General features: G+C 42.6%; 25 protein-coding genes, 1 tRNA gene and 1 pseudogene. 6 read left to right on the plus strand and 21 right to left on the minus strand.

Annotation, left to right across the window (positions count from 1 at the left end; translation table 11 throughout):
• The first annotated feature begins 246 nt into the window (after window positions 1–246).
• Entirely contained in the window at window positions 247–1,254 is a 1,008-nt protein-coding gene (locus Q0541_RS11830; RefSeq protein ID WP_298910125.1) for a zinc-binding dehydrogenase, read from the plus strand.
• Between the two features lie 38 nt (window positions 1,255–1,292).
• Complete coding sequence (locus tag Q0541_RS11835) at window positions 1,293–1,688, plus strand: nuclear transport factor 2 family protein (RefSeq protein WP_298910127.1); 396 nt, start codon at window positions 1,293–1,295, stop codon at window positions 1,686–1,688.
• Window positions 1,689–1,837: 149 nt separating this feature from the next.
• Here Q0541_RS11835 and Q0541_RS11840 read toward each other — a convergent pair whose 3' ends face one another.
• The 5 genes from Q0541_RS11840 to Q0541_RS11860 all read right to left on the minus strand — a co-directional run bounded on the left by Q0541_RS11840 (window position 1,838) and on the right by Q0541_RS11860 (window position 6,266).
• The gene (locus Q0541_RS11840; protein WP_298910132.1) at window positions 1,838–2,314 is read right to left on the minus strand and encodes a hypothetical protein; all 477 of its coding nucleotides are present in this window, start codon (window positions 2,312–2,314) and stop codon (window positions 1,838–1,840) included.
• 482 nt (window positions 2,315–2,796) lie between these two features.
• Window positions 2,797–3,384 carry a hormogonium polysaccharide biosynthesis acetyltransferase HpsU gene (gene hpsU / locus Q0541_RS11845; RefSeq protein WP_298910134.1) on the minus strand — a complete coding sequence of 196 codons (588 nt, stop codon included), beginning with the start codon at window positions 3,382–3,384 and terminating at the stop codon, window positions 2,797–2,799.
• A 10-nt stretch (window positions 3,385–3,394) separates the two neighbouring features.
• A complete protein-coding gene (locus Q0541_RS11850; protein ID WP_298910137.1) occupies window positions 3,395–4,351 on the minus strand; it encodes a glycosyltransferase family 2 protein in 957 nt (318 codons plus the stop codon).
• A gap of 23 nt (window positions 4,352–4,374) precedes the next feature.
• Entirely contained in the window at window positions 4,375–5,307 is a 933-nt protein-coding gene (locus tag Q0541_RS11855; RefSeq protein WP_298910140.1) for a glycosyltransferase family 2 protein, read from the minus strand.
• Between the two features lie 134 nt (window positions 5,308–5,441).
• Window positions 5,442–6,266: a hypothetical protein gene (locus Q0541_RS11860; RefSeq protein ID WP_298910141.1), complete on the minus strand. Its 825-nt coding sequence runs from the start codon at window positions 6,264–6,266 to the stop codon at window positions 5,442–5,444.
• A 325-nt stretch (window positions 6,267–6,591) separates the two neighbouring features.
• Here Q0541_RS11860 and cobU point away from each other — a divergent pair, with 325 nt between their 5' ends.
• Window positions 6,592–7,164 carry a bifunctional adenosylcobinamide kinase/adenosylcobinamide-phosphate guanylyltransferase gene (gene cobU, locus Q0541_RS11865; protein WP_298910144.1) on the plus strand — a complete coding sequence of 191 codons (573 nt, stop codon included), beginning with the start codon at window positions 6,592–6,594 and terminating at the stop codon, window positions 7,162–7,164.
• A gap of 52 nt (window positions 7,165–7,216) precedes the next feature.
• Entirely contained in the window at window positions 7,217–7,636 is a 420-nt protein-coding gene (locus Q0541_RS11870) for a hypothetical protein (protein WP_298910146.1), read from the plus strand.
• A gap of 376 nt (window positions 7,637–8,012) precedes the next feature.
• On the opposite strand, the gene Q0541_RS11875 is transcribed toward Q0541_RS11870, so the two are convergent.
• From Q0541_RS11875 to Q0541_RS11950, 16 genes and pseudogenes are all read right to left on the minus strand, one after another.
• Window positions 8,013–8,732, minus strand: a complete 720-nt coding sequence (locus Q0541_RS11875; RefSeq protein WP_298910147.1) for a DUF4079 domain-containing protein — start codon at window positions 8,730–8,732, stop codon at window positions 8,013–8,015.
• A gap of 215 nt (window positions 8,733–8,947) precedes the next feature.
• Window positions 8,948–10,612 (minus strand): glycosyltransferase family 39 protein, encoded by a 1,665-nt coding sequence (locus Q0541_RS11880; protein ID WP_298910151.1) that lies wholly within the window; start codon window positions 10,610–10,612, stop codon window positions 8,948–8,950.
• 687 nt (window positions 10,613–11,299) lie between these two features.
• Window positions 11,300–12,094: a GNAT family N-acyltransferase gene (locus tag Q0541_RS11885; RefSeq protein WP_298910154.1), complete on the minus strand. Its 795-nt coding sequence runs from the start codon at window positions 12,092–12,094 to the stop codon at window positions 11,300–11,302.
• 403 nt (window positions 12,095–12,497) lie between these two features.
• On the minus strand, window positions 12,498–13,418 hold the full coding sequence (locus Q0541_RS11890; RefSeq protein WP_298910160.1) for an NAD(+) kinase: 921 nt from the start codon (window positions 13,416–13,418) through the stop codon (window positions 12,498–12,500).
• Between the two features lie 6 nt (window positions 13,419–13,424).
• Entirely contained in the window at window positions 13,425–13,730 is a 306-nt protein-coding gene (gene nuoK, locus Q0541_RS11895) for an NADH-quinone oxidoreductase subunit NuoK (protein ID WP_006199065.1), read from the minus strand.
• A 59-nt stretch (window positions 13,731–13,789) separates the two neighbouring features.
• On the minus strand, window positions 13,790–14,404 hold the full coding sequence (locus Q0541_RS11900; RefSeq protein ID WP_298910236.1) for an NADH-quinone oxidoreductase subunit J: 615 nt from the start codon (window positions 14,402–14,404) through the stop codon (window positions 13,790–13,792).
• A 140-nt stretch (window positions 14,405–14,544) separates the two neighbouring features.
• Window positions 14,545–15,129, minus strand: coding sequence for an NAD(P)H-quinone oxidoreductase subunit I (ndhI, locus tag Q0541_RS11905; RefSeq protein ID WP_273763572.1), 585 nt, complete (start codon window positions 15,127–15,129; stop codon window positions 14,545–14,547).
• 265 nt (window positions 15,130–15,394) lie between these two features.
• Window positions 15,395–16,513: an NADH-quinone oxidoreductase subunit NuoH gene (gene nuoH, locus Q0541_RS11910; protein ID WP_298910240.1), complete on the minus strand. Its 1,119-nt coding sequence runs from the start codon at window positions 16,511–16,513 to the stop codon at window positions 15,395–15,397.
• A 343-nt stretch (window positions 16,514–16,856) separates the two neighbouring features.
• Window positions 16,857–17,993 carry a citrate synthase gene (locus Q0541_RS11915; RefSeq protein ID WP_298910242.1) on the minus strand — a complete coding sequence of 379 codons (1,137 nt, stop codon included), beginning with the start codon at window positions 17,991–17,993 and terminating at the stop codon, window positions 16,857–16,859.
• A gap of 108 nt (window positions 17,994–18,101) precedes the next feature.
• Window positions 18,102–18,596: a phosphohistidine phosphatase SixA gene (sixA, locus tag Q0541_RS11920; RefSeq protein ID WP_298910244.1), complete on the minus strand. Its 495-nt coding sequence runs from the start codon at window positions 18,594–18,596 to the stop codon at window positions 18,102–18,104.
• Between the two features lie 523 nt (window positions 18,597–19,119).
• Window positions 19,120–19,317 carry a hypothetical protein gene (locus tag Q0541_RS11925; RefSeq protein WP_298910246.1) on the minus strand — a complete coding sequence of 66 codons (198 nt, stop codon included), beginning with the start codon at window positions 19,315–19,317 and terminating at the stop codon, window positions 19,120–19,122.
• An 87-nt stretch (window positions 19,318–19,404) separates the two neighbouring features.
• Entirely contained in the window at window positions 19,405–19,575 is a 171-nt protein-coding gene (locus Q0541_RS11930) for a hypothetical protein (RefSeq protein ID WP_298910247.1), read from the minus strand.
• Window positions 19,576–19,604: 29 nt separating this feature from the next.
• Window positions 19,605–19,892, minus strand: a pseudogene (locus tag Q0541_RS11935) (PIN domain-containing protein); the annotation flags it as partial.
• Between the two features lie 104 nt (window positions 19,893–19,996).
• Window positions 19,997–20,158, minus strand: coding sequence for a hypothetical protein (locus Q0541_RS11940; RefSeq protein ID WP_298910250.1), 162 nt, complete (start codon window positions 20,156–20,158; stop codon window positions 19,997–19,999).
• 221 nt (window positions 20,159–20,379) lie between these two features.
• The gene (locus Q0541_RS11945; protein ID WP_298910253.1) at window positions 20,380–21,663 is read right to left on the minus strand and encodes a bifunctional oligoribonuclease/PAP phosphatase NrnA; all 1,284 of its coding nucleotides are present in this window, start codon (window positions 21,661–21,663) and stop codon (window positions 20,380–20,382) included.
• A gap of 644 nt (window positions 21,664–22,307) precedes the next feature.
• On the minus strand, window positions 22,308–22,805 hold the full coding sequence (locus Q0541_RS11950) for an HNH endonuclease (RefSeq protein WP_273763553.1): 498 nt from the start codon (window positions 22,803–22,805) through the stop codon (window positions 22,308–22,310).
• A gap of 249 nt (window positions 22,806–23,054) precedes the next feature.
• On the opposite strand from Q0541_RS11950, the gene alr reads away from it, so the two are divergent.
• Both alr and Q0541_RS11960 read left to right on the plus strand, forming a co-directional pair.
• Window positions 23,055–24,242, plus strand: a complete 1,188-nt coding sequence (gene alr, locus Q0541_RS11955) for an alanine racemase (RefSeq protein WP_298910259.1) — start codon at window positions 23,055–23,057, stop codon at window positions 24,240–24,242.
• Window positions 24,243–24,332: 90 nt separating this feature from the next.
• A tRNA-Leu gene (locus tag Q0541_RS11960) sits at window positions 24,333–24,414 on the plus strand.
• Window positions 24,415–24,699: the final 285 nt, after the last annotated feature.

Here is a 24,699-nt window from a genome sequence, read left to right on the forward strand (position 1 = left end):
TACCCTACAATTGAATGGTACTTGCTTAAGTAAAAGTTACTGCCCAGAATCCCGACTTAATCAAGAAGTCGGGATTTGAAATAAAGCCTAATTAAATTTATTAATATAGCTTAAAATATTTGCGCCAATTTACTTGATAAAAGATTCTTTTACAACCAACCTACTGCAACTAGTAATATCACAGAGGCTCAAAAGCTATACGTTAAAAACAATAATTGAGGAGTAAGGTAAACCTAATATTTAAATATGAACGTAACAAACTACAGAAAGTTAATTGCAAAGCAACTGAATCAAGATTTTAAATCTGCCGTTGAAATTGTCGAAATTTCTATTTCCAAACCTGCTGCTAATGAACTTTTAATTAAAAACAAATTTGCTGGCGTTAACGGTGGCTTTGATACTTTACTTTGTCGTGGTGATGTTCCCTATGTTAACTTAATTCCTCCCTTTGATTTAGGTGTGGAAGCTATAGGAAAAGTTGTCGCTATAGGTGAAAATGTTAAAGATTTTCAAATAGGTGATGCTGTCATAACTACAGCGCGTGGCGGCGGTTATCGAGAATATCAGGTTGTAGATGCAAACTTAGTAGTCAAAGTGCGTGAAGCTACACCAGAAGTTCTAACCCTGATTCCTACAGGTGTATCAGCCTTGGTGGCATTGGAACAAGTGGGGGAGATGAAAAGTAATGAAGTGGTTTTAGTGACAGCAGCAGCAGGAGGAACCGGTCATATTGCGGTGCAATTGGCAAAGTTAGCTGGTAATCATGTAATTGGTACTTGTAGTTCTGAGGCAAAGGCAAAGTTACTGAGAGAATTAGGGTGCGATCGCATTATCAACTATCGTACAGAAAACCTCAATCAAGTCCTCAAGCAAGAATACCCCAATGGGATTAATTTAATTTTTGACTGTGTAGGCAAAACCGTATTTGATACCTGCGTTGAAAACTTAGCAGTGCGGGGACGCTTAGTAGTGGTTGGTTTCATCTCCGAATACGCAAATAATGTAGAACAAATTACACAAGCCCGTATTTATCACCAGCTATTTTGGAAAGCTGCTTCTGTGAAAGGCTTTCTCATGCCTCATTATAAAGAACATATAGCAGAGGCACGCGATCGCCTCTTAAATCTGTTCTACACAGACAAACTCAAGGTTGCCGTTGACCCAACACAGTTTCAAGGTATAGAATCAATACCCGACGCTGTAGAATATCTCTTCAGTGGTCAGAATTGTGGGAAAGTGGTAACGAGATTTTAAGTAACACGGTATTAGTTTATATCCAGTCGGGGGTGAGAATGACACAAGATTCAGAAAATACTTTAAAAGTTGCTCAACAAGCATTTGAGCATTTTACACATGGTCTGGCCACAGGGGAGTGGCAAGCATTTCTAGATATGCTCACAGAAGATTTTACCCTTTGGTTTCCGGTGGGTAAATTTCACGGGTTAAATGTGGGAAAAGAACGAGCTAGAGAGTTTTTCGAGTACGTTTCTGAATCATTCCAAGGGGGAATCACCCTGACCCTAGAACGTTTTACTAGCAATGATACAACGGTTGTTTTTGAGTTTCGGGATGAGGGACGTTTGTTGGAACAACCTTACAAAAATCGTTTAGCGGTTTCCTGGGATGTGCGTGGAGACAAAATTTGCGCCTATCGAGAATACTTTGGCAGCGATGGTAAATCGTATTAAATAATTCCTAATGACGCTCTCTACGAGACGCGCAAGGGACGCGGACTCGTAAAGCCTGGGGCATAGCTACGCCCTAAGCGCCAGCCTCTCGTAGAGAAGAGAGCTGCGCTAACGTAATTCGTAATTAAGAATTATTTCATTCACTCTCCTTAGTTCCTTTCAGGGTTGAGTTCGTTGATTTCTCTGCATTTAGCCTCTGCGGCTTGATATGCTGCTAAATAGTCTTGACCACCCAACATCACATCACCGTAATATTCATAAGGTGGATGACCATAGATTGGCAATGGATCATCTTCTGGATAATCTTCTTTTGATTCTTCAATGATCGCTTTCAGTTTTTTAACGGTAAACCCTTGTGCAGCAAAATACCAAAGTTCTTGGGGATTTTTGTTCAGGTGCGGTAATGTGGGATCGACAATGCGGACATCGGAGGCGTCGCCTAGCTCAATCCAACTGTGTTCAATTGGTCTGTATGGCTTCCCGATAAAAGCTAAAAACCCCTGAATATATGTTGCTCCCTCAGTCGATAATACTGCTTTGTAAGCATTATCAAACGGAGTGCTAGCTCTGCTGTTTATGAGTTCAGCAATTTTGATTGACAGCGTTTCATCCAATAGTTTGTTCATCAATAGCAGGGATTAGAGCAGCCATGAAAACATATTACCACTGCTACTTCCTGTCTTGCTTGGGGATTCAGAAGGCTGAGGGATATAGGGGAGGCTTGGAAGCTCGTTCATCCACTTCAAAGACTCGTTCATCTCCTTCAGAGGAGGTCTGAAAAGTTTTTTGTATACTACACCCAACGCTTATAGTTCCCCCTAAATCCACGCCACTTGCTCATGGGGAGCCAATGCGGTTTGTCTCGTTCCCAGTCTGAGACTGGGAATGCCTAATCAGAGGCTCCGCCTCAAAACTAGCGGCACCGCAATGAATTGTATTTCCAGCCGAGGCTGGAAACGAGATTTTAAAAAAGTTTTTGCTTAAGTTGACACATATGAGCAATGATCTGCCCCTACAAGTAGTCTGTATTCCATGTAATTGAGAACCGCTATAAATATGTAGAAAATTTAAGGGTACACAGCTAGCTGTGCGCCCTAACTATGTTTATTTATAAAATCACGGGTTTTGTGGGGGCATCAAGTTTTATCCGAACCGTCTTGGGACAACAGGGGCTTCCCCAACAAACCTGCCCAGAGGGCATATTAGTAAAAACACTACTACGAGCGCCAATCACAGCATTAGCCCCGATTTGCACTCCCGGCGCAACAAAACAATCTGCTGCTACCCATGCACCATTGTCAATAGTGATACTCGCTGTTTTCAACCCAAAGGCAGCGTCTTGGAGATCATGACTACCAGTACAGAGGTAGCTTTTTTGAGAAATTACACAGTGTTCACCGATGTGGATCTGATCAAGGCTGTATAAAACTACGTTATCTCCAATCCAACTGTAGTTGCCAATGGTAACTTTCCAGGGGTAGGTAAAACGGGCAGTAGGTCGAATTAATACGCCTTTACCGATCCGAGCGCCAAATAGTCGTAGCAAAGCACAACGCAGAATATTTAACGGTTGAGGAGTCAGGGGAAAGGCGATCGCTTGTACAAACCACCATAAGAAAATATACCAACTTGGACGTCCCCGATCAAACCAAGATTGATCATATTTGCGTAAATCTACGAAAGCGTCATTAGTCATTAGTTATTTATCAGGAATCAATGGTCAATAGCTTTCCTTCTGATCCCCTGCTCCCCTGCTCCTCATCTCCTCCTTTTGGGCTAGTTGCAGTATTTAAGTGACCACCACAGTTGCGTAATTCGTAAAGCTTAACGCCAATTTGATATTCATATTGACTCAGCAAGCGTGCATAGATATATCCTGCTTTGCCATCCAAAAAACCACGTTGAATAATATAAAATAAAACAAACCGTAAAATGGGTTTAAATGGCAGGCGTACCCACACTTTTTTCAAAAAGCGCTTGCGTTGGACTGCATCACCAAATAGATTGGCATCGATAGTACCGCTATTATCTTTACCTGTGAGAATATTAAGATAAACACTAGCTTCCCAGTTTGAATAGCGGTTGTGTCGTTCTAACCAGTGGTAAAGGTCGCGGAAGTCCTCGTGGAGCATATCATTTTTGAGATACTCAACTTTGCCCTGCAAAATCACATGTTCGTGAACTTCATTGTCACCAGTGTTGGGAATATCTTCTGTATGTAGGTTTTCGTAGCGACCTTTTTTATGTTGAAATAAACGTAGATTCCAATCGGGATATTTACCACCGTAACGAATCCATTTTCCTAAGAAAAATACGCGGCGGTTGAGATAATAACCTGCATATTCCTTATTTTGAATTGCTTGGTCAATTTCTTCCCAAAGTTCAGGAGTGATCCGCTCATCACAATCTACAATTAGCACCCATTCGTTGCGGAACGGTAGATTATCTAAAGACCAATTTTTCTTTTTGGGCCAGCGTCCATTGAAGCTAAATTGCACGACATTTACACCATAACTTTTAGCAATTTCAACACTGTTGTCGCCACTTTGAGAGTCTACTACAAATATTTCATCTGCTCTGGTAAGACTTGCGAGACAGGCAGGCAAGTTTACTTGTTCATTTTTTGCCGGAATTAGTACTGAAACTGGTATTTTAGATGGCATACAAGTATAAATTATGTTATTAGTTATTTCTTATTTGATGTGGATAAAAGACCCTGAATAGCAGCATTTAAGTAACCAATCTGACCGTAAGCATATACAAGTTTGTCAAACCGTTCTGCTGGATCAGAAAAATATTGCAATGCCTTATACAAGCCGCGTACAAACCGTTCGCTACCTCGCTGCAATTGAGCGATTCCAGCTTTACCAGCGAGTTGTTCTCGATAGCATTCACTAATACCCTGCCACCAGCCTCGGTTTAAAAACCAGGAGCGTTGGAGGCGCTCTGGGGCAACATTGTGAGCGACTAGCGCTTCGGGAAGATAGGCGACTTGCCAAGCACGTTGTAGGGCAAATTCGGTCATTTGCAGTTCTTCATTTGATAATAGATTTTTCCCTACTCGACCGAGATGAGGATCAAAACCGCCAATTTCATCCAGGAAACTACGGCGGATAGAGTAATTTAAGCCTCTAGGTGTTAAGCCAGGTTGCTCGATGTAGATGCTACTCTCACCCAAATCATATGCACCCAGATTTGCAGCTAGCCCTGGAGATAGCCAGCGTGGTTGTTGGATTCCTGGGGGCCATAGGAGAGTGACTTTGCCACCTGCGATCGCTAGTTTAGAATTATTGTAATAGGCAAAATATAAAACTTGTAGCCAGCCAGGACTGGCAACGGCATCGTCATCCAGATAAGCAAGAATATCACCACTGGCTACTTTTGCGCCCGTGTTGCGGGCGACAGATAAACCGATTGTGGGTTCAAATACATACTTCAGACGCGGATTGTGGGTCCTTTGTTCTACAAACTCACGGGTGCGATCGCTAGACCCATTATCAACTACCACAATTTCAAAGTCAGCAGCAAAATCCTGCGCTAAAAGACTATCTATTGCAGCCCCTAAATAGGTATCTCGATTGTGGGTACAGATAATGGCAGAGATTTGCGTGTCTGGCATAGATTTAATTTTGGATTTGAGATTTGGGATTTTAGATAAAAATCTTAAATCCAACGCACACCTACTGAAAGTTAATCTAAACCAAAAATTACCAATCTACCAACCGAGTTTCTTCGGAAATAATCTTTAAAACTTTACGTTTGTTGAATATGACTGTGTAAAACTACAAGTGTTTGGGCTAGTTGACTTAGACGAGTTTCCAAAGATTGCTTGCGCCCCAACAGTTGACGTAACTTTTGGTAACGCGCGATCGCCATGCTAACATTGGCAACCTGATCCGCTGGACATGGGCGCGACCAGACTTTACCAGCATCGTCCACACCACAGAGGCGATAGCCAGTAATAGATGATTGATAAGATACTTTCCCACCAGTGGCGCAAATTTCTTCTACGTAGTTCATCAGGCGGTCAACTTCTGCATGGCGCAGTGTTGCAGTTCCTGCCGGTTCTGGTTCGGTGGGAATGGATTCTAACCAGCCATTGACAATTGGGCCTTCTAAGTAAATATCCTGGATTTGCTCCAAGATATTTTGCAGTTCTGTTTGCCAACCGGCGACACTTTCCTGAATTTCTTGCAATAGATTCATCGCCAATGCTGGATTAGCTCCGTGGCGATGGCTACTAAAGCTCGGAGTTTTCAACTTGGGTAGGCTGGGTGTTTTGCTACCATTCTCTTGTGCTTGAAAGGTCTGCACAGAGTCATGGTGAGGAAAGAAATTTTGTTCAGGAGGATAATCACTCTCAGTATCTACGCCGAGGTCAACTGTTTGTCCTTGTGGATTGAGTTCCCCATCCTGGGAGGATGGAGTCTGTGTACTTTCTGTGGGTTCGTTGGCTCCGACGCTGATTCTAAAGGAGAAAGGTCGTTTTGTCGAATCACCTGCTTCGGCGGCAGAGGCAGTGCCGCGATTCCCTAAATCGTGTAGAGTTGCTTCAATACGTTTTAAGCCTGCGTTCATAAAGACATCCTAGAGTTTGCTGTCCCCAATGGTGTTAAATAATTAAGAATGGGGTTGTTGGGATTTTCGGCTTTTGCCAGTTGTAACATCAATGATGCTGGTGCTAATTTTATCCCTTAAAAGTTATTTGAAACCAAAAATCTCACCCACAAAGTAAAAACTGCGGTGATAAATTGCAATTAGTACACTGGGTGAAAGTTTGCCTACCTTAAACTTAGGGCAAAATCCCCAAGTTTAAGCCCTAAGTCTTGCTAATTGAAATAGTAGCCGAATTTACGCGCCCGCTGTACTAGTTACTTATTGTTAAGATACTCAGGAAATAACTTTGGGTAAAATCATCTTAGTAACAGGGCCAGCACGATCTGGTAAAAGTGAATGGGCGGAAACTCTGGCCATGCAGTCAGGAAAAGCAGTTGTTTACGTAGCAACAGCCACCGATAATCCAGATGACCAAGAGTGGCATCAACGCATTTTAGAACACCAACAACGTCGTCCCCAAGACTGGGTAACTTTATCTGTACCTGTGGAACTGTCTGCTACCCTTGCTGATGCGAAACCCTATACCTGCCTTTTAGTTGATTCTTTAGGAACTTGGGTTGCTAATCTCTTAGAACAAGACGAAGCTACCTGGCAAAATATCCTTACAGAGTTGTTAGAAACGGTGGATCTTGTTGCTGCTGATATGGTGTTTGTAGCAGAAGAGGTGGGCTGGGGTGTGGTGCCAGCTTATCCGATTGGAAGGACGTTCCGCGATCGCCTGGGTTCTTTGGTACGCCAGCTAAGTGCGTTCAGCGAAACTGTTTATTTAGTTACTGGTGGTCATGTTCTCAATCTGGGCGTCCTTGGTTCGCCATTGCCAAATAAAGGGGAAGGAGGAGTGAGGAGTCAAGATTCTTAACTCTTGATTCAAATTAATCCAAAATCTAAAATCTAAAATCTAAAATTGTAATATGGCAACTAAACAAGAAGTTAGAGGATACCTCGCCTACTGGTTTCAGTTGGGTAAGAAATTGATTACGGCCAACGGTAAGGCAAGCTTTTTGCCCCAATCAGTGCTAGATGGCGATCGCTATAGTGAAGAATTTGAAGAGTGCTGGCAAAAAATTCTCTCACCCGAATCGGGTGATTGTTACCTAGAGGGTACACATGAAACCATTGCTGAACTGTTGACACCAGCATGGGAGATGCTACCTTGCAGCCGATGTAGTATGCCAGTAGCAGCGCGAAACGTCGGGATGCCGACATTGTTATGCCCCTGCAATAATTTACCTAACTGGCCTAATACCGAATTGCCAGCACCGCGAGAGCCAATTAAGACTCAAGACCAACTCAAAACAATTCGCGATCGGCTTGTAGATAATATTGCGTAAAAAAACAACCAATTTGTAAATCTGACAAGTTTTTTCTAATTATTTGATTATTTTAATTTCTTCTGTAGTGGCTTTTAGTCCCACCACAGAATTTTTGCTTGTTTGTGCTAGGGATGCACAGTTAAAAGGGCGGTTAGAAACCGCGTCTAGACAAACAAAAACCGCCTATCGTACTTGCGCTGCACTCCGCGCACCATACGGGTTTCAAAATCTTGATTTTCTATTAGTCCGCAGAGGCGCAGAGAAGCCAGTGCGTTGCGGGAGTTCCCCCGGTTGTAGCAACTGGCCAGGCACAAAGAGAAGGAAAAAATGCTTAACTTAACTGTATTGGGTTTTGTACATGGTTTTTTCTCATTTGTAAGAAATCCAGGTTAGTTCACTTTGGTGCTTGAGAATTTGGCGTTGGACAAGTTTTATTAGCAAAATCACACTGATAAATATATGGTTCTTGCCAACTCAAAGGAATTTCTAATAAGTCTCGCGTTCCTGTCATGCCTTGTCCTATAAATAGCAACAAAGCAATACAGTTTAAAATCGTATGGACGATGCGCCAGCGATTGGACTTATCTTGATAAATATCTTGAACAATTGCTAATGAAAAAATCATCAGCAATGCTGCGGTAATGCCAATATAATAATGTGACCAATACCACTCATTCGTCAGGCGATATACTCCATCCTGACAGCCTATAATTACTAAACCTGCACCAGTTAAAGTGGCAAAAACTGCCCGCCACAACCGCTGCTTTGCCCGATAAAGAAATACTAAAGAGGCGATAGTAGCAGCAAACATTAACACGATAAAAACAACTTGAAAAGGTGTTTTATTCCACAATTGATTTTTGATAATATTTTTACCAATAGGATAGCTTAATCCGATTAGAGTTAGTCCGACAACTGCACTTGTTAGTCTTTCACCTAACTGCTTATGTTCTCCACCCACCACTGGGGGAATTTTGCTCTTACTCCCGGCTAAAATTTGCAATCTGCGTTGGCGTGTTTGCCAAGCAAAATTAACCACTGTACCGATGAGTGGAAATACGAATATAATTGCGATCGCTGGATGTAAAAGACCAAGAAAATCTGTTAATTGCATACAACACCTTTCAAGGAATCATTAAATTAATATCAAATGACAATATAAAATATCGTTCTCTCACTTAAATTAATTTCAGATGAGAATCTGTTTAATGTTTATTTTTGTTATTCTTAGATTATTTTAAGAAAGCAAGTAAAAAATTATAACTTTTATAAACAGTTTTTCTGCCCATCTGCATGAAGCATCTAATGTGTAGCTTCCCACGCTATATATCAACTGGCAGATAACTTATTATTAGGTGGGATATTACGTCGGTGCAGCTTAGAAAATTTAGTCAATTTCCAAACCGAATAATAGTTGTCGCTGTAGACAATATCTGTCTTTGCTTTATACTTTTTTTCGATTGTTTCGCGCCAAGTATCTGAAGGATTGAATAAAAATACATCAGCAAACCCATCAGGAATTTTGGGAACTTTTTGGTTGTTCACCAACAGAAATCGCACTTTTGGTTCCAAAAGATAGCTCAGAGAAAAGACATTCCCATAATTGTCGCCTAAAGCATCACTAATCAAAAGTGGACGAGTCGTCTGGTTGATGATTTGGGCAACTTGTGGATTGCCATAGCTCATACCCTTATTCCACCAAGTTTCTGCCTGGGAACTCACCTTATAAGAAATTAGACCACAAATAATTACTAATGCCATGATTATGTGCCAAATGCTCCGGCGTGACACGTTCCCATTATATAGTTGCGTAGTTAGTAGGTAAGCAACAGCCAGTTGGATTCCTAAATAAGATGGTATTAAATATGGTTCGCTAGATGATCGTATACCTCCAGCAATTAAATCTGGCAGTATTACGGGTAGTGCTGGCACCATAATTAATATGATGATAAACAACCAGACTTTATAATTAGTTGTTTGACAAAGAAAATAAATTGAATATCCTACCAAAATTAAAAATAATGGTGTAATTAAATAGCCCAGAGGATTGTCTAAACTAAGGTCTATATCAAAAAAAATCCGGCTCAACTGCATCAGCAAAAATGGAAATATAGGCATTAAAGATGATTGCGTTGTTATCTTATCTGCTGAAATTAAAAGTTGAAAAAAGTCGCCCATCACAATTGTTATCCAAGGCATGAAAGCTAAAAAACCTACCAGTGATGCTAACAGATAAGTTCTGACAGTTCCCGTCAACTGAAATTTGGCGATGCTCATTACATAAATTCCGTGAGCCACTGCTACAAATCCACTCCAAAGAAATGTATAAAGACTGATGGCTAAAGTTACTGCATAAATGCTCCAGATAGCGAATAAATCTGGTCGTTGTCGTTTTTTTACTAGCTCATCTTTGTCTTGTGATTCCAGCCGCATTGCTCGCAGTAGAGACGCACTGGATAGCAATATAGTGACTAACCAGAGAATATATTCTTGTGCTTCTTGGGCGTATACTAGGTGAATTGGAGAAATTGCCATGAGTGCGATCGCTACACCAGGAACTGATAATGGCACATTAAATAATTCTCGGCATAGCCAATAAACACAAGGGAAAACCAGCAAACTGATGAAGACAGATAAACTTCTAATCGCCGTCACCGAATTACCAAAGATTTCCATCCACAATCTGGCTATTATGTAATAAAGTGGTGGATGGAGAGAATCTTCTTTTGCCAAAGTCATGATTGTGTCATTTAAGTTTTTTTGTTGATTTGCACCTTGAAACTGGGCAAAACTTTCTCCAGCAATGACACGATTATTAAAAATTTGCTGTTTTACTTCAGTTATTGTGTAACCAGAAATTCGTAATGAAGTATAAGTTTCATCATGCCAGTAAACTTTGCCATCAAGGTTAAAAAAGCGAAACAATATACCCATCGCTAATAAGAAAATAATTAAAAATCGCAACCAACTCGGAGCAAATTTGAGATGGCGCATAAGTAGTTTTCCTAAGAACTTGTCTAAAATAATCCAGTCAGCAAAGAGGACTATTGGGACTCTTGGGACAACCCCATATCTAATATTGGGACTTGTAATATGGACACCTTGTATCTAGCACTACGTGTCTTTCCCCAAATCTTTTTTTGTATTCCATAATCTTTAGACAGGGGCTTGTACCGATATAGAACAAGGTTTTTTCAACAGTCCCCAAGTCGTCTCAATACGGTTCGGATAAGACTCAATCCCCCCAATCCACGCCACTTGCTCCATTTGGGGAGACCCCTACAGCCCTTCCCTAACGGGACGCCTTGCGGCGAACGGGCATCCTACGGCAGGCGCTAGCCTCTGCCTTTGGGAGAAGACCGCAGTGGCTCCCCTTAAAATGTGGGGCTAATAATGGCTCTATTTCTCCCTTACAAAGGGGAATCTTTAAGAATTGTGCAGCTTAAACGAAGCGGATTGAGAGTCATCTGATTTTAAATATTGACAATAAATACCTCTCTTCTATTAACTATGAAAACAATTGCACAAGATTGTATCAAATACGGCAAAACTGACCTTTTTTTTACAGTCAAGATGTAGATGTAGAGTAAAATATCATAAATATTGCTATTCTTACAGTCCATGTATGTAGACTTTATTCCTGTAGCCGCGACTGAGCGCCATTAGGTAAAAAGATAATTTTTACAATATTTGGTAACGCCATTTAGCAAAGTCTTTGGTATTAGATATAGCTAAAAAATCAATAGTCTTAAAGTGTCGGTCAATAGCTGGAATACTGCATATTTTAGCTCCAATATTCAAGTATGCCTGCAAAATTTTGGGAATTTCAACATTATATGAATCTGGAAAATCTTGAGGCATTTCTAGACAAGATTGTGAATTTGGATAAACTAAAATATTTGGATGCATCAAGCCATTCTGCTGAAAATAATCATAAGCGTAAGTAGCTTGCCAAGGACATTGTGTTAGTAATGATGCACAGCCAAAGAAATATTGGTTTCTACTCCAGATCAGATAATTTGCTAGCCCTTTCCATAGTAGTAAAAGTGCCTGACTATTGCGGTATTCTTTAGCTATACATGCACGCCCAACTTCAACTGATGCCTGAAGCACAGAATGGGGAATCGCATTAAGATTAAATATATCGGCAGCATCAAAGCCTAGTCTTTGAGAAGCCATTGTATAGGTTTGCATCCGATAAGTTCCAATGGTTTTACCCGTTTGTTTGGAGATCAGGATTAAATGATGGCAAACTGCATCAAACTTATCTATATCCATCTGGGTAAAGTTAGAAGTAGAGAATCCCAACCCTAGTTCAAGATTAAAAACTTCAAAGCGCAACCGAAAAATTGATTCTAATTCTTCTTCAGTTGACGCTAGCCGTAGGGTATATTTTTCAGTTTGAAGGACGGGAAAATCTTCAAGAGGGGGAGGAGGATTCAGTGAGTAATTGATGTTGCGTCCAGAAACTTCCATCTATCTTCCTACTTAGATTTACGAAAATATTCTACTAGGATTTAGGCACTATACAAATAGCTCACATTATGCATTAATGTGTCGAAGCGTGATTGAGACGGTTTTTGATAAAAGAACCTTTAGAGAGCTTTTTTACTCTCTTGGATTAGGGGTAGAGTGCTTTTATTATCGACATTAATTTCCCAAAAATCTGGCAATAAGATACAAAATTTTCTTTTGATATCCGCTATAAATGCAAATCAGCAAAGAAAGTCAAAATTAGGGCAGAAAGCCCCCGGATAAATCCAGGGGCTTGGATAATTTTGGTTGCGATGTGCTTTTGCTTTAGGCATTGCGTAGACATCGCCTATGCTGGGCCGGTACGCGATCGCAATCTGCGGGAAATGCACTCTAAAATACTTAATCAATTACGGTGATTATTGCTGTAGTGAACCCTTGTACCTGCCCAAAGCAACTTATCTCGCAGCGTCTGATAATAGGAATTGTTCTCGCGCAAAATAATAAATTTAGCCCGACAATCTGCCATGCGCACATCAACGCGGTGTCCTGGCCAAATTGAAGTCCCCAAAACCCCATCTGTCCACAGCTTGGTACTCAAATCGTAATCCCCCAAAGGCCAAATACTCACCACAGAACCAGGGGGTAAAACCAGGGGGCGACTAGAAAGGCTCATTGCACAAATAGGAGTGATGGTAATCGCCTCCATACCATCATGCATAATTGGCCCATTGGCAGAAACGGTGTAACCAGTAGAACCTGTGGGAGTAGCAATGATTATCCCATCCCCGACGTATTGATCGACTACCTCACCGTCGATTTCCATTTCCAGAATTGAAGTAATCATCCGGTCAGCGGAGGCTGGTTTGACACAAAATTCATTCAAAGCCAGGTAATGCTCACTCACTGGCTCCAAATTAGACCCATGACCCTCGTAGACAGCAGCTTGTAACATCATCCGTCGTTGGATAGCATAGCGATCCTCAAACAGTCGATCCCAAACTTTCTCCGTATCCTGAAACTCCTCCACTGACTCAGTTAAAAACCCCAGATGACCTCCTACATTCACTCCCAGAATTGGGATGCCAGCTGGAGCTAAATGTCTGGCACTGGTTAAAACAGTACCATCGCCACCGAGTACCAAAGCGAGATCGATTGGTTGAGCCGCCGAAGCCAAAAAGACCGGATAGGGGTTGTCTTTCGGCCCGCTAGGCCCCATCAACACATGGCACTGGCGACTTTCTAGTTGTTTAGCACAGACTTCTGCCCATTCTTTACTCTGGGCATCCCGCGCTTTATAAGCAATGATTACCTGCTTGAGTTGCACGCACAATTACCACTTCAGGAGATTAAACTGCTCCATATCGACGGTATCACGGTTACGATAAATGGCAAGCACGATCGCTAAACCCACCGCAGCCTCGGCCGCCGCCACGGTAATCACAAATACTGTGAAAACCTGACCTTTAATTAATGTTGAGTCGAGGAAGTTGGAAAATGCCATTAAATTCAGATTAACAGCATTGAGCAGTAGCTCAATTGACATCAGCACCCGCACAGCGTTGCGGCTGGTAATTAAACCGTAGATACCGATGCAGAATAAAGCTGCTGCTAGTAATAAAAAGTACTGGAGTTGCATGAATCTGGGTATCCCTCCTGTAAAAACTGGCTTTTTCTCTGCGACTGAGGTCGCAAATCTTACTCTTTTGTTTCGCTGGTTGTTGATACCAGTTCTCTGGGGCGTTCTTGCAAAGTTAAAATGGTTTGCGGTACTTCGGATAGCGTCACTTGATCTGGCAAATACTCACGGCGTGCCAAAATAATTGCTCCTACCATCGCTATTAGCAGCAAAATGGAAGCCAATTCAAAAGGTAATAAAAAGTCAGTGAAGAAATGCTCTCCAATCAAAACTATAGAACTTTCACCACCCACCACAGGTGCAGTTGAGTAGGCCCAAGGAGTAGCCAGCACCATTGTACTTAAAAGAGCAAACAATCCTACACTGACTATACCTGTTAGCACTTTCCGCACCCAAGAGTTGGGAAATGCTACAAAATTCTGCCGCTTGTTCACCAACATAATGGCAAACAAAATCAACACGTTAACCGCCCCAACGTAAATCAGTATTTGTGCAGCTGCAACAAAATCAGCATTTAGCAACAGGTAGATTCCCGCAATGCTGATGAACACGCCCCCCAGCATAAAGGCAGAATAAACGATATTGGAGAACAGCACCACGCCAATGGCCGCCCCAATCATCATCACGCCCAGTATGCCAAGCGATACAAACTGTACTCCTTCCGCTAGATTCACTGTTTTTTGTCCTTAGTCAATCAATTTTGGATTTTAGATTTTAGATTTTAGATTTTTGTTTTAATCCAAAATCACTAATCACAAATTTGCATGGTCATTGGTCATTGGTCACTAGAAAAAGGACAAATGACAAACCACATTTATTTTTCTGTTTGTTCAACAAGGTCTTCTGGACGCGCACCCGCACGTGGCGCATCCGCAGGCAGTCCGTGGGGTTCAAGGACGCCCTTGGGTAGGTAAACTAGTTCGCGTAGTGGTGTAACCATTGGGTCATCTGTTACCTTATAGGGCAAACGGCCCAGCGCCACGCTATCATAGTTCAATTCATGGCGATCGTAAGTGGAAAGCTCATACTCTTCTGTCATGGATAGACAGTTAGTGGGGCAAAATTCCACACAATTACCGCAAAAGATACAAACTCCAAAGTCAATGCTGTAGTGGTTAAGTTTTTTCTTTTTGCTGGCTTTGTCGAATTCCCAATCTACTACAGGCAGGTTAATCGGACAAACGCGAACACAAACTTCGCAGGCGATGCACTTATCAAATTCAAAGTGAATTCTACCGCGAAACCGTTCGCCAAGAATCAGTTTCTCGTAAGGGTACTGTACGGTAATCGGACGCCGCCGCATGTGGTCGAAGGTAACAGAAAGTCCCTGACCAATGTAACGCGCAGCTTGTACCGTTTCTTTGGCGTAATCACCAACTTGTTTCAGGAACTTTAGCATTTTGTGTCTCTCTCTTTTGGATTTTGGATTTTGGATTTTGAATTTTAGATTTCAGACTTAATCCCTCCGGGTTCGGCAGTCACTCATGGGGAGCCACTGCGGTGGACGGGTTCCCCGGCATAAAGGAGCCAGCGCTGTGGGCGGGTTTCCCGACTTGAGGCGACTGGCGTCAAGTGGCGTGGAAACCCCCTTGGCGCTAGCCTCTCCCTTTGGGAGAAGACCGCGCTGCCTCACCAAAATCTAAAATCTAAAATCTAAAATTGGTTTACCCGCCAAAGGCGAAGGGAAAGGCTAGTTTCAGGGCGGCGGTTAATAGGAGATTAGCCAAGCCAACTGGCAACAAAAACTTCCATCCTAAATCTAACAGTTGGTCAATCCGTACCCGTGGCACTGTCCAGCGCAACAAGATAGCGACAAACACTAGTAAATAAGCTTTGAACACGGTCATCGTGATCCCCAAAGCCGCAGTTATTATCTGGAACACAGGATTTAGTTCACTGACTCCCAGCCAACCAGCGATGAGGTTGAGGGGAAGGGGAAAGTCCCAACCACCCAGGTAGAGAATTGCTACTAGTAGCGAAGAAAGGATCAAGTTAACGTAGGAACCCAGGTAGAACAGACCGAATTTCATGCCTGAATATTCAGTCTGATAGCCTGCTACGATTTCTTCTTCCGCTTCGGGTAAGTCAAAGGGTAATCGTTCGCATTCAGCTAGGGCGGCTATCCAAAAGATCAGGAAACCGACGGGTTGTCGCCAAATGTTCCAGCCCAGAATGCCATAGCCAGACTGTTGATTGACAATATCAACAGTATTGAGGCTGTTAGACATCATAGCGATCGCTAACACCGCTAGTGCCAAAGGAATTTCATAACTAATAGATTGCGCTGCTGCCCGCAACCCTCCTAAAAGAGAGTATTTGTTATTAGATGCGTAGCCAGCCATCAGCAAGCCAATGGGTTGAATGCTAGACAAGGCAATCCACAAGAATACGCCCATGCCCACATTGCTAATTACGATATTCTCCCCAAAGGGGACGATCAGGAACGACAGAAACACCGGAATTACAACAATAATTGGGCCGAGGGTAAACAGCCAGGGGTCAGACTTGGCTGGCACTATATCTTCTTTAAATACCAACTTCAGACCATCCGCTACAGGTACCAGCAACCCAAAAGGCCCCTGGTATTCTGGCCCAATTCGCTGCTGTGCTGCGGCGGAAATTTTCCGTTCTAGCCAAGTAGCAACTAATACCCCCACTGTTGCCCCAATCAGCATCAGTATCATTGGCAGGGGCATCCAAATCGCTTTGGCTGTTCCTGCTGGTATACCTAAATCCCGGAGGGATTCAATAAAAGTTCCTTGGAGGTCAATTCCTGAGTTCATGTTTCCGCTCTTTAAGACATCGAGTCATAGTGAGTTACAACTATTAGTTGAATTAATACCTGTAAATTCACCCATTTATAATTTTTGCTGTGATCACGCCCGATTGAAGATTTGTTGCCAATTCCCATGCCTAGTATATCGTTGGATGGTTTGAGCACCCTGAAGCGAGATGAGAACTTCTACTTATGGTTGGCATTGAGATTGGCTATTAAGCGGACAAGGGGACAGGGGAGAGTATATATTTCAGGACTTAGGCAGTGATGCGATCTGTGAAGACCGCCGAAACAGCGCATAGTATATCGGGCATTGGTTCGATATACTATGCCCAATGCCCAATGCCCAATTAACGTTTGTCAATGGGGGTATAAGAAACTTCGTGGTGACCGTTGTAAACCTGGGTAGGACGGAAAATCCGGTTTTCTGCTAGTTGTTCTTTCCAGTGGGCTAACCAACCGGCAACGCGGGCGATCGCAAATATTGGCGTAAACAAGTCTGTGGGAATCCCCATCTTCCTATACACCAAACCCGAATAAAAGTCAACATTGGGATAAATCCCTTTGCTACCGAGTTTTTCCTCTACCACGCGTTCCATCTCTTGGGCAATGTCATAGAACTTGTCATGCCCAAACTTTTCAAACAGCTGTTCTGCTAGACCTTGTAAGATTGTGGCTCGTGGGTCTTTCACCTTGTAAACACGATGTCCAAAGCCCATAATCTTCGCTTTGCGTTGCAGAAGATCCTCCACATAAGGACGGACATTTTCCACAGAGCCAATTTCTTCCAACATCTGAATCACTTCTTCATTGGCTCCACCATGCAGGGGCCCTCCCAAGGTTCCCACAGCACTAGCAACCACAGCGTAAGGATCAGTCAAGGTTGAAGCTGTCACTCTGGCACTGAAGGTGGAAGCATTCATTGTATGCTCGACCTGAAGTATCAAGCAGATATCAAAAATCCGCGCCATCAGAGGATCGGGTTCTTGCTCATTGAGCATGTATAGAAAGTTGGCGGAATAGTCTAAGTCATCACGGGGACGCACCGGGTCATTGCCTTTTCGCATCAGTTGGAACGCCGCCACCATCGTGGGAATGGTTGCTATCAAGCGCACCACGGAATCTCGAATGTAGGCAGGATTATGTAAATCGCGGAGCGAATAAAACAAGCCTAAAGCAGCAGCAGAGGCTTGCAAGGCATCCATTGGATGACCGCTTTCTGGAAAGCATTTCATCATGTCTCGAATGCGGTATTTTATCCGCCTGTGGAAACGAACTTCATGCTCAAATGTTTCCAGTTGTTCCTTGCTTGGCAGTTCACCCCAGATTAAGAGATAAGCAGTTTCTATGAATGTACTTTTTTCTGCTAATTCTTCAATCCGGATGCCACGATATTCTAGTATTCCTTTTTGCCCATCAACATAGCTGATACTTGATTGGGCGGCGGGAATGCCTTCTAAACCAGGCTTGTATTCGCACACCATCATGGCAACACCATTTGCTTTTTGAAATATCTGATCAAGCTAACTTACCAGAAATTTATTGTCGCCATAACAGTAGCCGTTCTAACAACAATCAAAAATGTTGAAAAACTGTTATAGCAGGTACTTGGGTGGTGTCAACCAAAACATCTGACTACGACCCAGAGGAGAACCTGTTTCTGGTAGTTTTATCCCAATCATACCTGCTTTTTTCAAGACCAAGCTTGCTTTGACTTCTCCCCATAAGAGAATTTCTGCCCAATTGGTCAAATCAGGTTCGTGTCCAACCAGCGCCAGTTGGGTATTTTGGGAATAATTCCTTGGCTCTAACCAGTCTTTTAGCCAACTAGAAATTTGACCATCGTGGGCGAGGTGGCTAGATTCCTCTAACTGGGAGCTTAGTTTTTCTGCTATAAGGATTTCAGCCGTTTGGCGGGCCCGCACTAAGGGACTGGTAAGAATCAAATCAAAGCTTAAACCCAATTTAACAAGTTTCAGGGCAACTTTCTCAGTTTTTTGCCTTCCTTCTTTGGTAAGGCTGCGCTCCTCATCCTTGATGCCTAATCCCTTGTCTTCGGCGATGCCATGACGAATTAAGTATAGTTCCATACTTTGAGTTTTGTTAGCGTAGCGGGGCGTAGCCCGTACTTAGTTAGGAGTTAAGTCTGATATTAATTAACCTATCTTAAATCTTAATCATTATTACGTATTCGTTGAGCTGCCATCTATTCAGTGCAACGCGGCGTTAGGTGTTCTAACGTGTTATGGATATGGCAATAGGTTTAAACCTTGAATAAATCTGTAATCCCGTTGGTTTTTTGTGATAAACGGGTAATTCGACACTATTGCTGTAGTTGCAATGAGACTATCAGAAATGAGCAAGCCATGACTTAGCCGATAAGACCGCAATAAATCAACTGCTGTGTCAGATACAGCCTGGTCAATCTTAATGATATAAACTGCGTCCACCTTGAAAACTGTAGTTCTTTCGGTATGAAAAGAAAAAACCCTTATCTCCCAGCCCCTTCTCCCTTTCTTTGGGAGAAGGGGAGCCGGAAATAAGTCCCTCTCCCTACTTGGGAGAGGGATTTAGGGTGAGGGCAAAAACTACGGTTCTCAAGATAGATGAGCTTTAAAACTGCTTAAAGAAATTTTCTAGTGTTTGTAGTTCTGCTTTGTTAGCACAACCTACCACTAGTTCCATCTGTGTGATTGTGCTAATTGCCAAGGCAGAATTCGCTTTGAGATTTTGCAAACACTTTACTGCTTCAAGAACACTGCGACCTGCATCAATTAGAATATCAGTATCAACGATGGTTGAATTAGTCATCTGACTTTGACCACTCATTTTCTCGAACACCACGCACCCAAGCAGTGCTATCAGCTAAATCTTGGCGATGTCTACGACGGGCTACGCCTACGCTCCACATCCCAATAAAGCTATCTTTATCAAGTCAATATCAGCCGACTGAGAGGCAGATTCAACTAGTGCATATCTTTGTCGCAAAAAAGCAATATAGTTGATGACTTGACGCTGTGCTTCCGCAGGAAGGGATAAAAACTCATTAAACAATTTTTGCTGTGTCATTTTTATACCTCTCAGAAAAATAAACTCACTCAAATTAGCGTTGTCAAAAACTCATCTGGCAGCATTGCCGCAACTGAAGAAGCTACAAAATCGGGTGTGTTTCGCGTCACAATTATTTCTAAACCTGCCGTAAGCGCCGCAGCACTCGTTACTGCATCCTCAAAATCCTTAATTGAGCTATTCAAAGCTTGCCGAATAACTTCATCTGTCACGCTGGCAACTTGAAGGTGCTGCAATAACTTTGCTAATAGTTCACGCGCTACTTCATTACCAACTTTACGACGCAGAATATAGAAAATATTGGTTACTGCATGACCTGAAACATAACCTTATACTTGATTCTGCATTACTGTATTTAACGCTCTTGCGGAAGCTACATCAAATGGTTCACGCTGTGCCAAAATATCGAGCAACACCCGTTTCAACCGTATTTCTCCTCTAAATAATCCACATAATTTTCTGTCGGATTTTCTTCTCCTAGCTGGATTACACCTATTAAACTCTGAGTCCAGGAGTCAAGATCGGTTAAAGGTTCTAAGGTTGGACTGTCAGTAATAGATGATAGGGTTTCTTGTTGAGCCACATCTTTTTCAATCTGTTTATCCCAAGCTGCTGCATCGAATTCCGTAAACCAGGCACGAACTACATCCTCAATCAGTTCAGCCTCTGTGAAAAGACCAAAATTCCCGACCTTTTAAAAAAGTCGGGAAATATGTTGATCACGAATGACGTAGGGATGCTATCTGACCAAGCACTTTGACTGCTACATAAGTTAGGAGTTCTCCCCATCTCCTTGATCTCCTTCTATTCTGACTGAATCGGGTTGTCTCTAGGATTAACCAACCTCAGCAGTTTTTGCTTAATTTGAGCGTCGAATACTTCCCATTTCATTTTCGCATAGGCGGAATTTTCATTACTGCCAGATAAGAAACCCATTGGAATTTCAAAGCCGCCTGCGCTTGTCCTTCCACCGCCAAAAAACCGCCCAGCGCTATCTTGTCCAAAGGCTTCTTTGATGAATTCATCAGGGTCAAGGGTAAGTTTGGTGGTTCTCAGGGAGCCGATGACTATTTCTAGTTCTTCGTCTTCATCGTGAACAATGCCGTAAACTACGGCGGTGTGAACGTTTTCTTCAGTGACGAGAAAATCAGCCGCTTGGGGGATGGCATCGCGGTCATCGTAGCGTAAATAACCAACACCAGCAATGGAAAAGTTATTTTGAACAATGCGGTTTTTGAGCGATCGCTCGATCACATCCATTACCCGCTTGGAACAGTTCGCCTGTAAAATGGCGTTTAGCAATTGGGCGTCATAAAATCGGCTTAAATACGCAGCTGCCATAAAGTCTTCTTCTTGCGCTTGCATTAGCCGATTTGTATCTGATCGCAAGCCGTGCATCAAGGCAGTAGCGCATTTGACGTGTTGATTTATGCTGGTATCTAATGCCAGTAATCCCGTTTGGAGGTATTGAGTAAAAATTGTTGCCGTTGCTCTTACATAGGGACGGATATCCTCAAACTCTGCTTGGAGATCACCTTGGATACTGTGATGGTCGATCAGGGCTACTAGCGGAATTCCAGCCTGCTGCACCGCTGAGAGTAGCTGTGAAGTGGTTCCCTGGTTATCAATTAATACAAAACCTTGATAAGATGACAAATCTTTGGTTTTCAAGGTTTGCGGCGTCCAGCGGTGGATAGGTAAATTAGTCAGCCTCACCAAGGCAATATTTTCTTGATGGCTCAATGCGCCAGCATAAATGATTTCACATTTGATATCATATTGTTGGGCAATTAACTGGTAAGCCCAGGCACAGGAAAGGGCATCAGGGTCAGGAAAATCTTGCAGAATTATCAGTTGGCGATCGTGTCGGTGTGCCAGAAAGGTTTTTTGCAGTTCTTCTGACTTTTGTTGTACCAGAGAATTACCACGGTGACTGAGATATATAGCTCCTTCACCTACCGATGGCGGTAATGACGGACTCTTAAATGCAACTTCCACTGGCGCTTTCTCGATTTCAGGTTCCTCTGGGTTTGGCTCTGTGGTCAATGACAAACTCTCTAACTGAGTAACGGGAGAATTCAAGTACATAGGGAACTTTTTTAAAGTGTGAGGCTCCTTTAATTCAGAAATACTACGAGCAGCAATTCACTGAATTTAGCCACTTTCTTATGATCTTCGCAAAAATATCAAGACATTGCACTATACATCTAAGTATATTTTTTATCCGTAACAACGCTCAAGAATCAACTAAATTCCACTAGAGGGTGTATAAGCGCTAGGAAACAAGGAAGTTTAGGATATCGGGCTGTATCTGGCAGCATATAATCTGTTTTAGGAGCTTTTTTTTCTCTTCCGTAAATTTAATAAGCGAAATTTTTATCTGCCTTAGGGTATACTTCCTATTTTATACTTTCAGGCTAGTCTTTGATATTTGAAATATTCTTATGCTCAATACTCTCATTATTGTGACTATTGAGCAATTAACAATTATTTTTAATGAACAGCGCTAGCAACCTACTAGCGTCGGCTGCTGTTTTATTACCTAGATTTATGCAGACTACTACGTTGGTTTCTGCCAAAAAATGTGCATTCCAATGCCTGGACAAACCTGAGTCAACAGACAATTTGTTAAAGCAAATGTGTGCAACACAATTTTAGCCAGACTCTAAAAATAAGCACAAACGCGAACCTGTGACTATTTCTTTATGCTTTTAGGATTAGGTTACGTCATGTTAAAGACCTATAACATACTTTTGCCACTCTGTGTGTAATCCACTCTTAAGATGTTTGCTGACCTCGAAATAGAGGCTGCTATAAGGTTGGCGGGGGGGATGACGCAAAGGCATATGAGCTTCGTGGGGAGTACGACTGCCTTTTTTGACATTGCAACGGACACAAGCGGTCACAATGTTTTCCCAGGTATCGCCCCCGCCGCGCGATCGCGGTATTACATGGTCTAGGGTCAACTCATCCCCTGTGTAACCACAGTATTGACAGCCATGACCGTCACGGTGCAATATATTTCGGCGAGTCAGAGGAATTTCTTTATAAGGAACGCGTACATAATGACGCAACCGGATCACAGTCGGCAACGGGAAATCCGAATAAAGGAATTTACCGTTATGTTCCACGCGTTCTGCTTTCCCCTTGATTAACAGAACCGCAGCACGACGCCAACTCGTTATATTGAGAGGTTCGTAAGATGCGTTTAAGACTAAAACCTTCCCCATTTATCTGCGCTCAGGGTATTAGCTTTACATAAATATTAACACAAATACACCCTGCTAGGGAGATGAGAATAAATTATACTTTCGGGAGAATTCGGAAATTAAGTTATGAGTTGAGAGTTAGTAATGCAACATCTTGTATCTATTCCAATATGAAGGGTAAACTTCCTATTTAATCTGATATCGCTTTTAGGAGCGTGTATAGATAGATAACTTGGAAGTTTAGCCGTGGTGGAATAGGAGTCAGTACAAATGTTAAGTCGCAAACAAATCCCTGGTGTAGTTTCTAATCAGCAGTGCGACACCTACGCGTGGTTTTCGCAACGAGCCTGGGTAGAAATTGATTTAGGGGCGTTGTCGTACAATATACAGCAATTGGTGCAGTTTTTATCACCGCGTACCCAGTTGATGGCGGTAGTAAAAGCTGATGCTTATGGACATGGAGCGGTAACAGTCGCCCAAACTGCAATTCAATCGGGAGCTAGTTGGCTGGGAGTCGCTACAGTTCCAGAAGCTATTCAATTGCGAGAAGGCGGAATTCAAGCGCCCATTTTGATTTTAGGGGCAACTCATACACCAGAGCAGATTCATGCGATCGCTCACTGGAAACTTCAGCCCACACTCTGTAGCCCTAAACAAGCTTTGGTATTTTCTGATGCCCTAGAATCCATGAATTATGGTTCCCCTATCCCAGTACACATCAAATTAGACACGGGAATGTCCAGGTTGGGAACTAATTGGCAGCAAGCTGGCGAGTTTGTGCAATTAGTGCAGCGCTTACCACATCTATCTATTGCCAGTATTTATTCCCATTTGGCAACAGCAGATGATCCTGATACTACGGCAATGGAAGAACAGCATAAACGATTTGAGCAAGCGATCGCTCAAATCAAAGCAATGGGAATCCAACCGCCTTGCTTGCACTTGGCAAACTCAGCAGCAGCACTCACAAATCCAGCATTGCACTACGACATTGTGCGAGTAGGTTTAGCCGTTTACGGACTCTACCCAGCAACCCATTTACAAAATGCGATCGACCTCAAACCCGTTTTGGAACTTAAAGCAAGAGTCACCCAAGTTAAAACAATTGCCGCAGGAACTGCTGTCAGCTACGGACATCAATTTATTGCTCCGCGTGAACTTCGCCTCGCTGTCGTGGGAATTGGCTATGCTGACGGTGTTCCTCGCGGTCTTTCCAACAAAATGCAGGCGTTAATTCGCGGTCAGCGAGTGTCGCAAATTGGGACAATTACAATGGATCAGTTGATGCTGGATGTGAGTGCCATACCCAATATCCAAGAAGGAGAAGTAGTCACCTTACTAGGGGAACAGGGAAAAGAACAAATTTCAGCGGACGATTGGGCAGAAGAATTAAACACTATTTCCTGGGAAATTCTCTGCGGGTTCAAGCATCGTCTGCCTCGTGTTGCAGTCATGTAATTGGGTATGGGGCATAGGAAATTAATTTTTCCCTTGTCCCACATTTTCCCTTTCCATAAATAATTTATTATGGTATTCTAGTAAACTGATGCGGATATGGCGAAATTGGCAGACGCGCTAGATTTAGGTTCTAGTTCCGAAAGGAGTGAAGGTTCAAGTCCTTTTATCCGCATTTATTAAGTTTGCGATCGCTGAGTTATTGGGTAAACGCTGGTTTGCTTTGAGAATCTGCTGCGTTACACCCTCTAAATATTTGAGATAAATTTAAGATTAATAGGACTTACGCAATTGTGAAGAAAAACCAGCCTTTGCGATTACTTCGCTTATCTACGAGAGGCTGCGCCAACGCTCGTAATGACGTAAAATCGTAGTCCGTGTGTAAGTCCTGATTAATTTTCTCTATAAATTCAGCCTTTGATTTTCAAAAAAAAATTAAATCGTTCCGCTTCGCTACACT

Origin of the sequence: uncultured Nostoc sp., assembly GCF_937863485.1 — a bacterium.
Taxonomy (GTDB): Bacteria; Cyanobacteriota; Cyanobacteriia; order Cyanobacteriales; family Nostocaceae; genus Nostoc.

Bases quoted from the DNA above. Each gene is read 5' to 3' on its own strand.
- Q0541_RS11830 (WP_298910125.1), top strand. From the start codon at position 247: ATGAACGTAACAAACTACAGAAAGTTAATTGCAAAGCAACTGAATCAA.
- Q0541_RS11835 (WP_298910127.1), top strand. From the start codon at position 1,293: ATGACACAAGATTCAGAAAATACTTTAAAAGTTGCTCAACAAGCATTT.
- Q0541_RS11840 (WP_298910132.1), bottom strand. From the start codon at position 2,314: ATGAACAAACTATTGGATGAAACGCTGTCAATCAAAATTGCTGAACTC.
- hpsU (WP_298910134.1), bottom strand. From the start codon at position 3,384: ATGACTAATGACGCTTTCGTAGATTTACGCAAATATGATCAATCTTGG.
- Q0541_RS11850 (WP_298910137.1), bottom strand. From the start codon at position 4,351: ATGCCATCTAAAATACCAGTTTCAGTACTAATTCCGGCAAAAAATGAA.
- Q0541_RS11855 (WP_298910140.1), bottom strand. From the start codon at position 5,307: ATGCCAGACACGCAAATCTCTGCCATTATCTGTACCCACAATCGAGAT.
- Q0541_RS11860 (WP_298910141.1), bottom strand. From the start codon at position 6,266: ATGAACGCAGGCTTAAAACGTATTGAAGCAACTCTACACGATTTAGGG.
- Q0541_RS11870 (WP_298910146.1), top strand. From the start codon at position 7,217: ATGGCAACTAAACAAGAAGTTAGAGGATACCTCGCCTACTGGTTTCAG.
- Q0541_RS11875 (WP_298910147.1), bottom strand. From the start codon at position 8,732: ATGCAATTAACAGATTTTCTTGGTCTTTTACATCCAGCGATCGCAATT.
- Q0541_RS11880 (WP_298910151.1), bottom strand. From the start codon at position 10,612: ATGCGCCATCTCAAATTTGCTCCGAGTTGGTTGCGATTTTTAATTATT.
- Q0541_RS11885 (WP_298910154.1), bottom strand. From the start codon at position 12,094: ATGGAAGTTTCTGGACGCAACATCAATTACTCACTGAATCCTCCTCCC.
- nuoK (WP_006199065.1), bottom strand. From the start codon at position 13,730: ATGCAACTCCAGTACTTTTTATTACTAGCAGCAGCTTTATTCTGCATC.
- ndhI (WP_273763572.1), bottom strand. From the start codon at position 15,129: ATGCTAAAGTTCCTGAAACAAGTTGGTGATTACGCCAAAGAAACGGTA.
- nuoH (WP_298910240.1), bottom strand. From the start codon at position 16,513: ATGAACTCAGGAATTGACCTCCAAGGAACTTTTATTGAATCCCTCCGG.
- Q0541_RS11915 (WP_298910242.1), bottom strand. From the start codon at position 17,993: ATGATGGTGTGCGAATACAAGCCTGGTTTAGAAGGCATTCCCGCCGCC.
- sixA (WP_298910244.1), bottom strand. From the start codon at position 18,596: ATGGAACTATACTTAATTCGTCATGGCATCGCCGAAGACAAGGGATTA.
- Q0541_RS11925 (WP_298910246.1), bottom strand. From the start codon at position 19,317: ATGACTAATTCAACCATCGTTGATACTGATATTCTAATTGATGCAGGT.
- Q0541_RS11930 (WP_298910247.1), bottom strand. From the start codon at position 19,575: ATGACACAGCAAAAATTGTTTAATGAGTTTTTATCCCTTCCTGCGGAA.
- Q0541_RS11945 (WP_298910253.1), bottom strand. From the start codon at position 21,663: ATGTACTTGAATTCTCCCGTTACTCAGTTAGAGAGTTTGTCATTGACC.
- Q0541_RS11950 (WP_273763553.1), bottom strand. From the start codon at position 22,805: ATGGGGAAGGTTTTAGTCTTAAACGCATCTTACGAACCTCTCAATATA.
- alr (WP_298910259.1), top strand. From the start codon at position 23,055: ATGTTAAGTCGCAAACAAATCCCTGGTGTAGTTTCTAATCAGCAGTGC.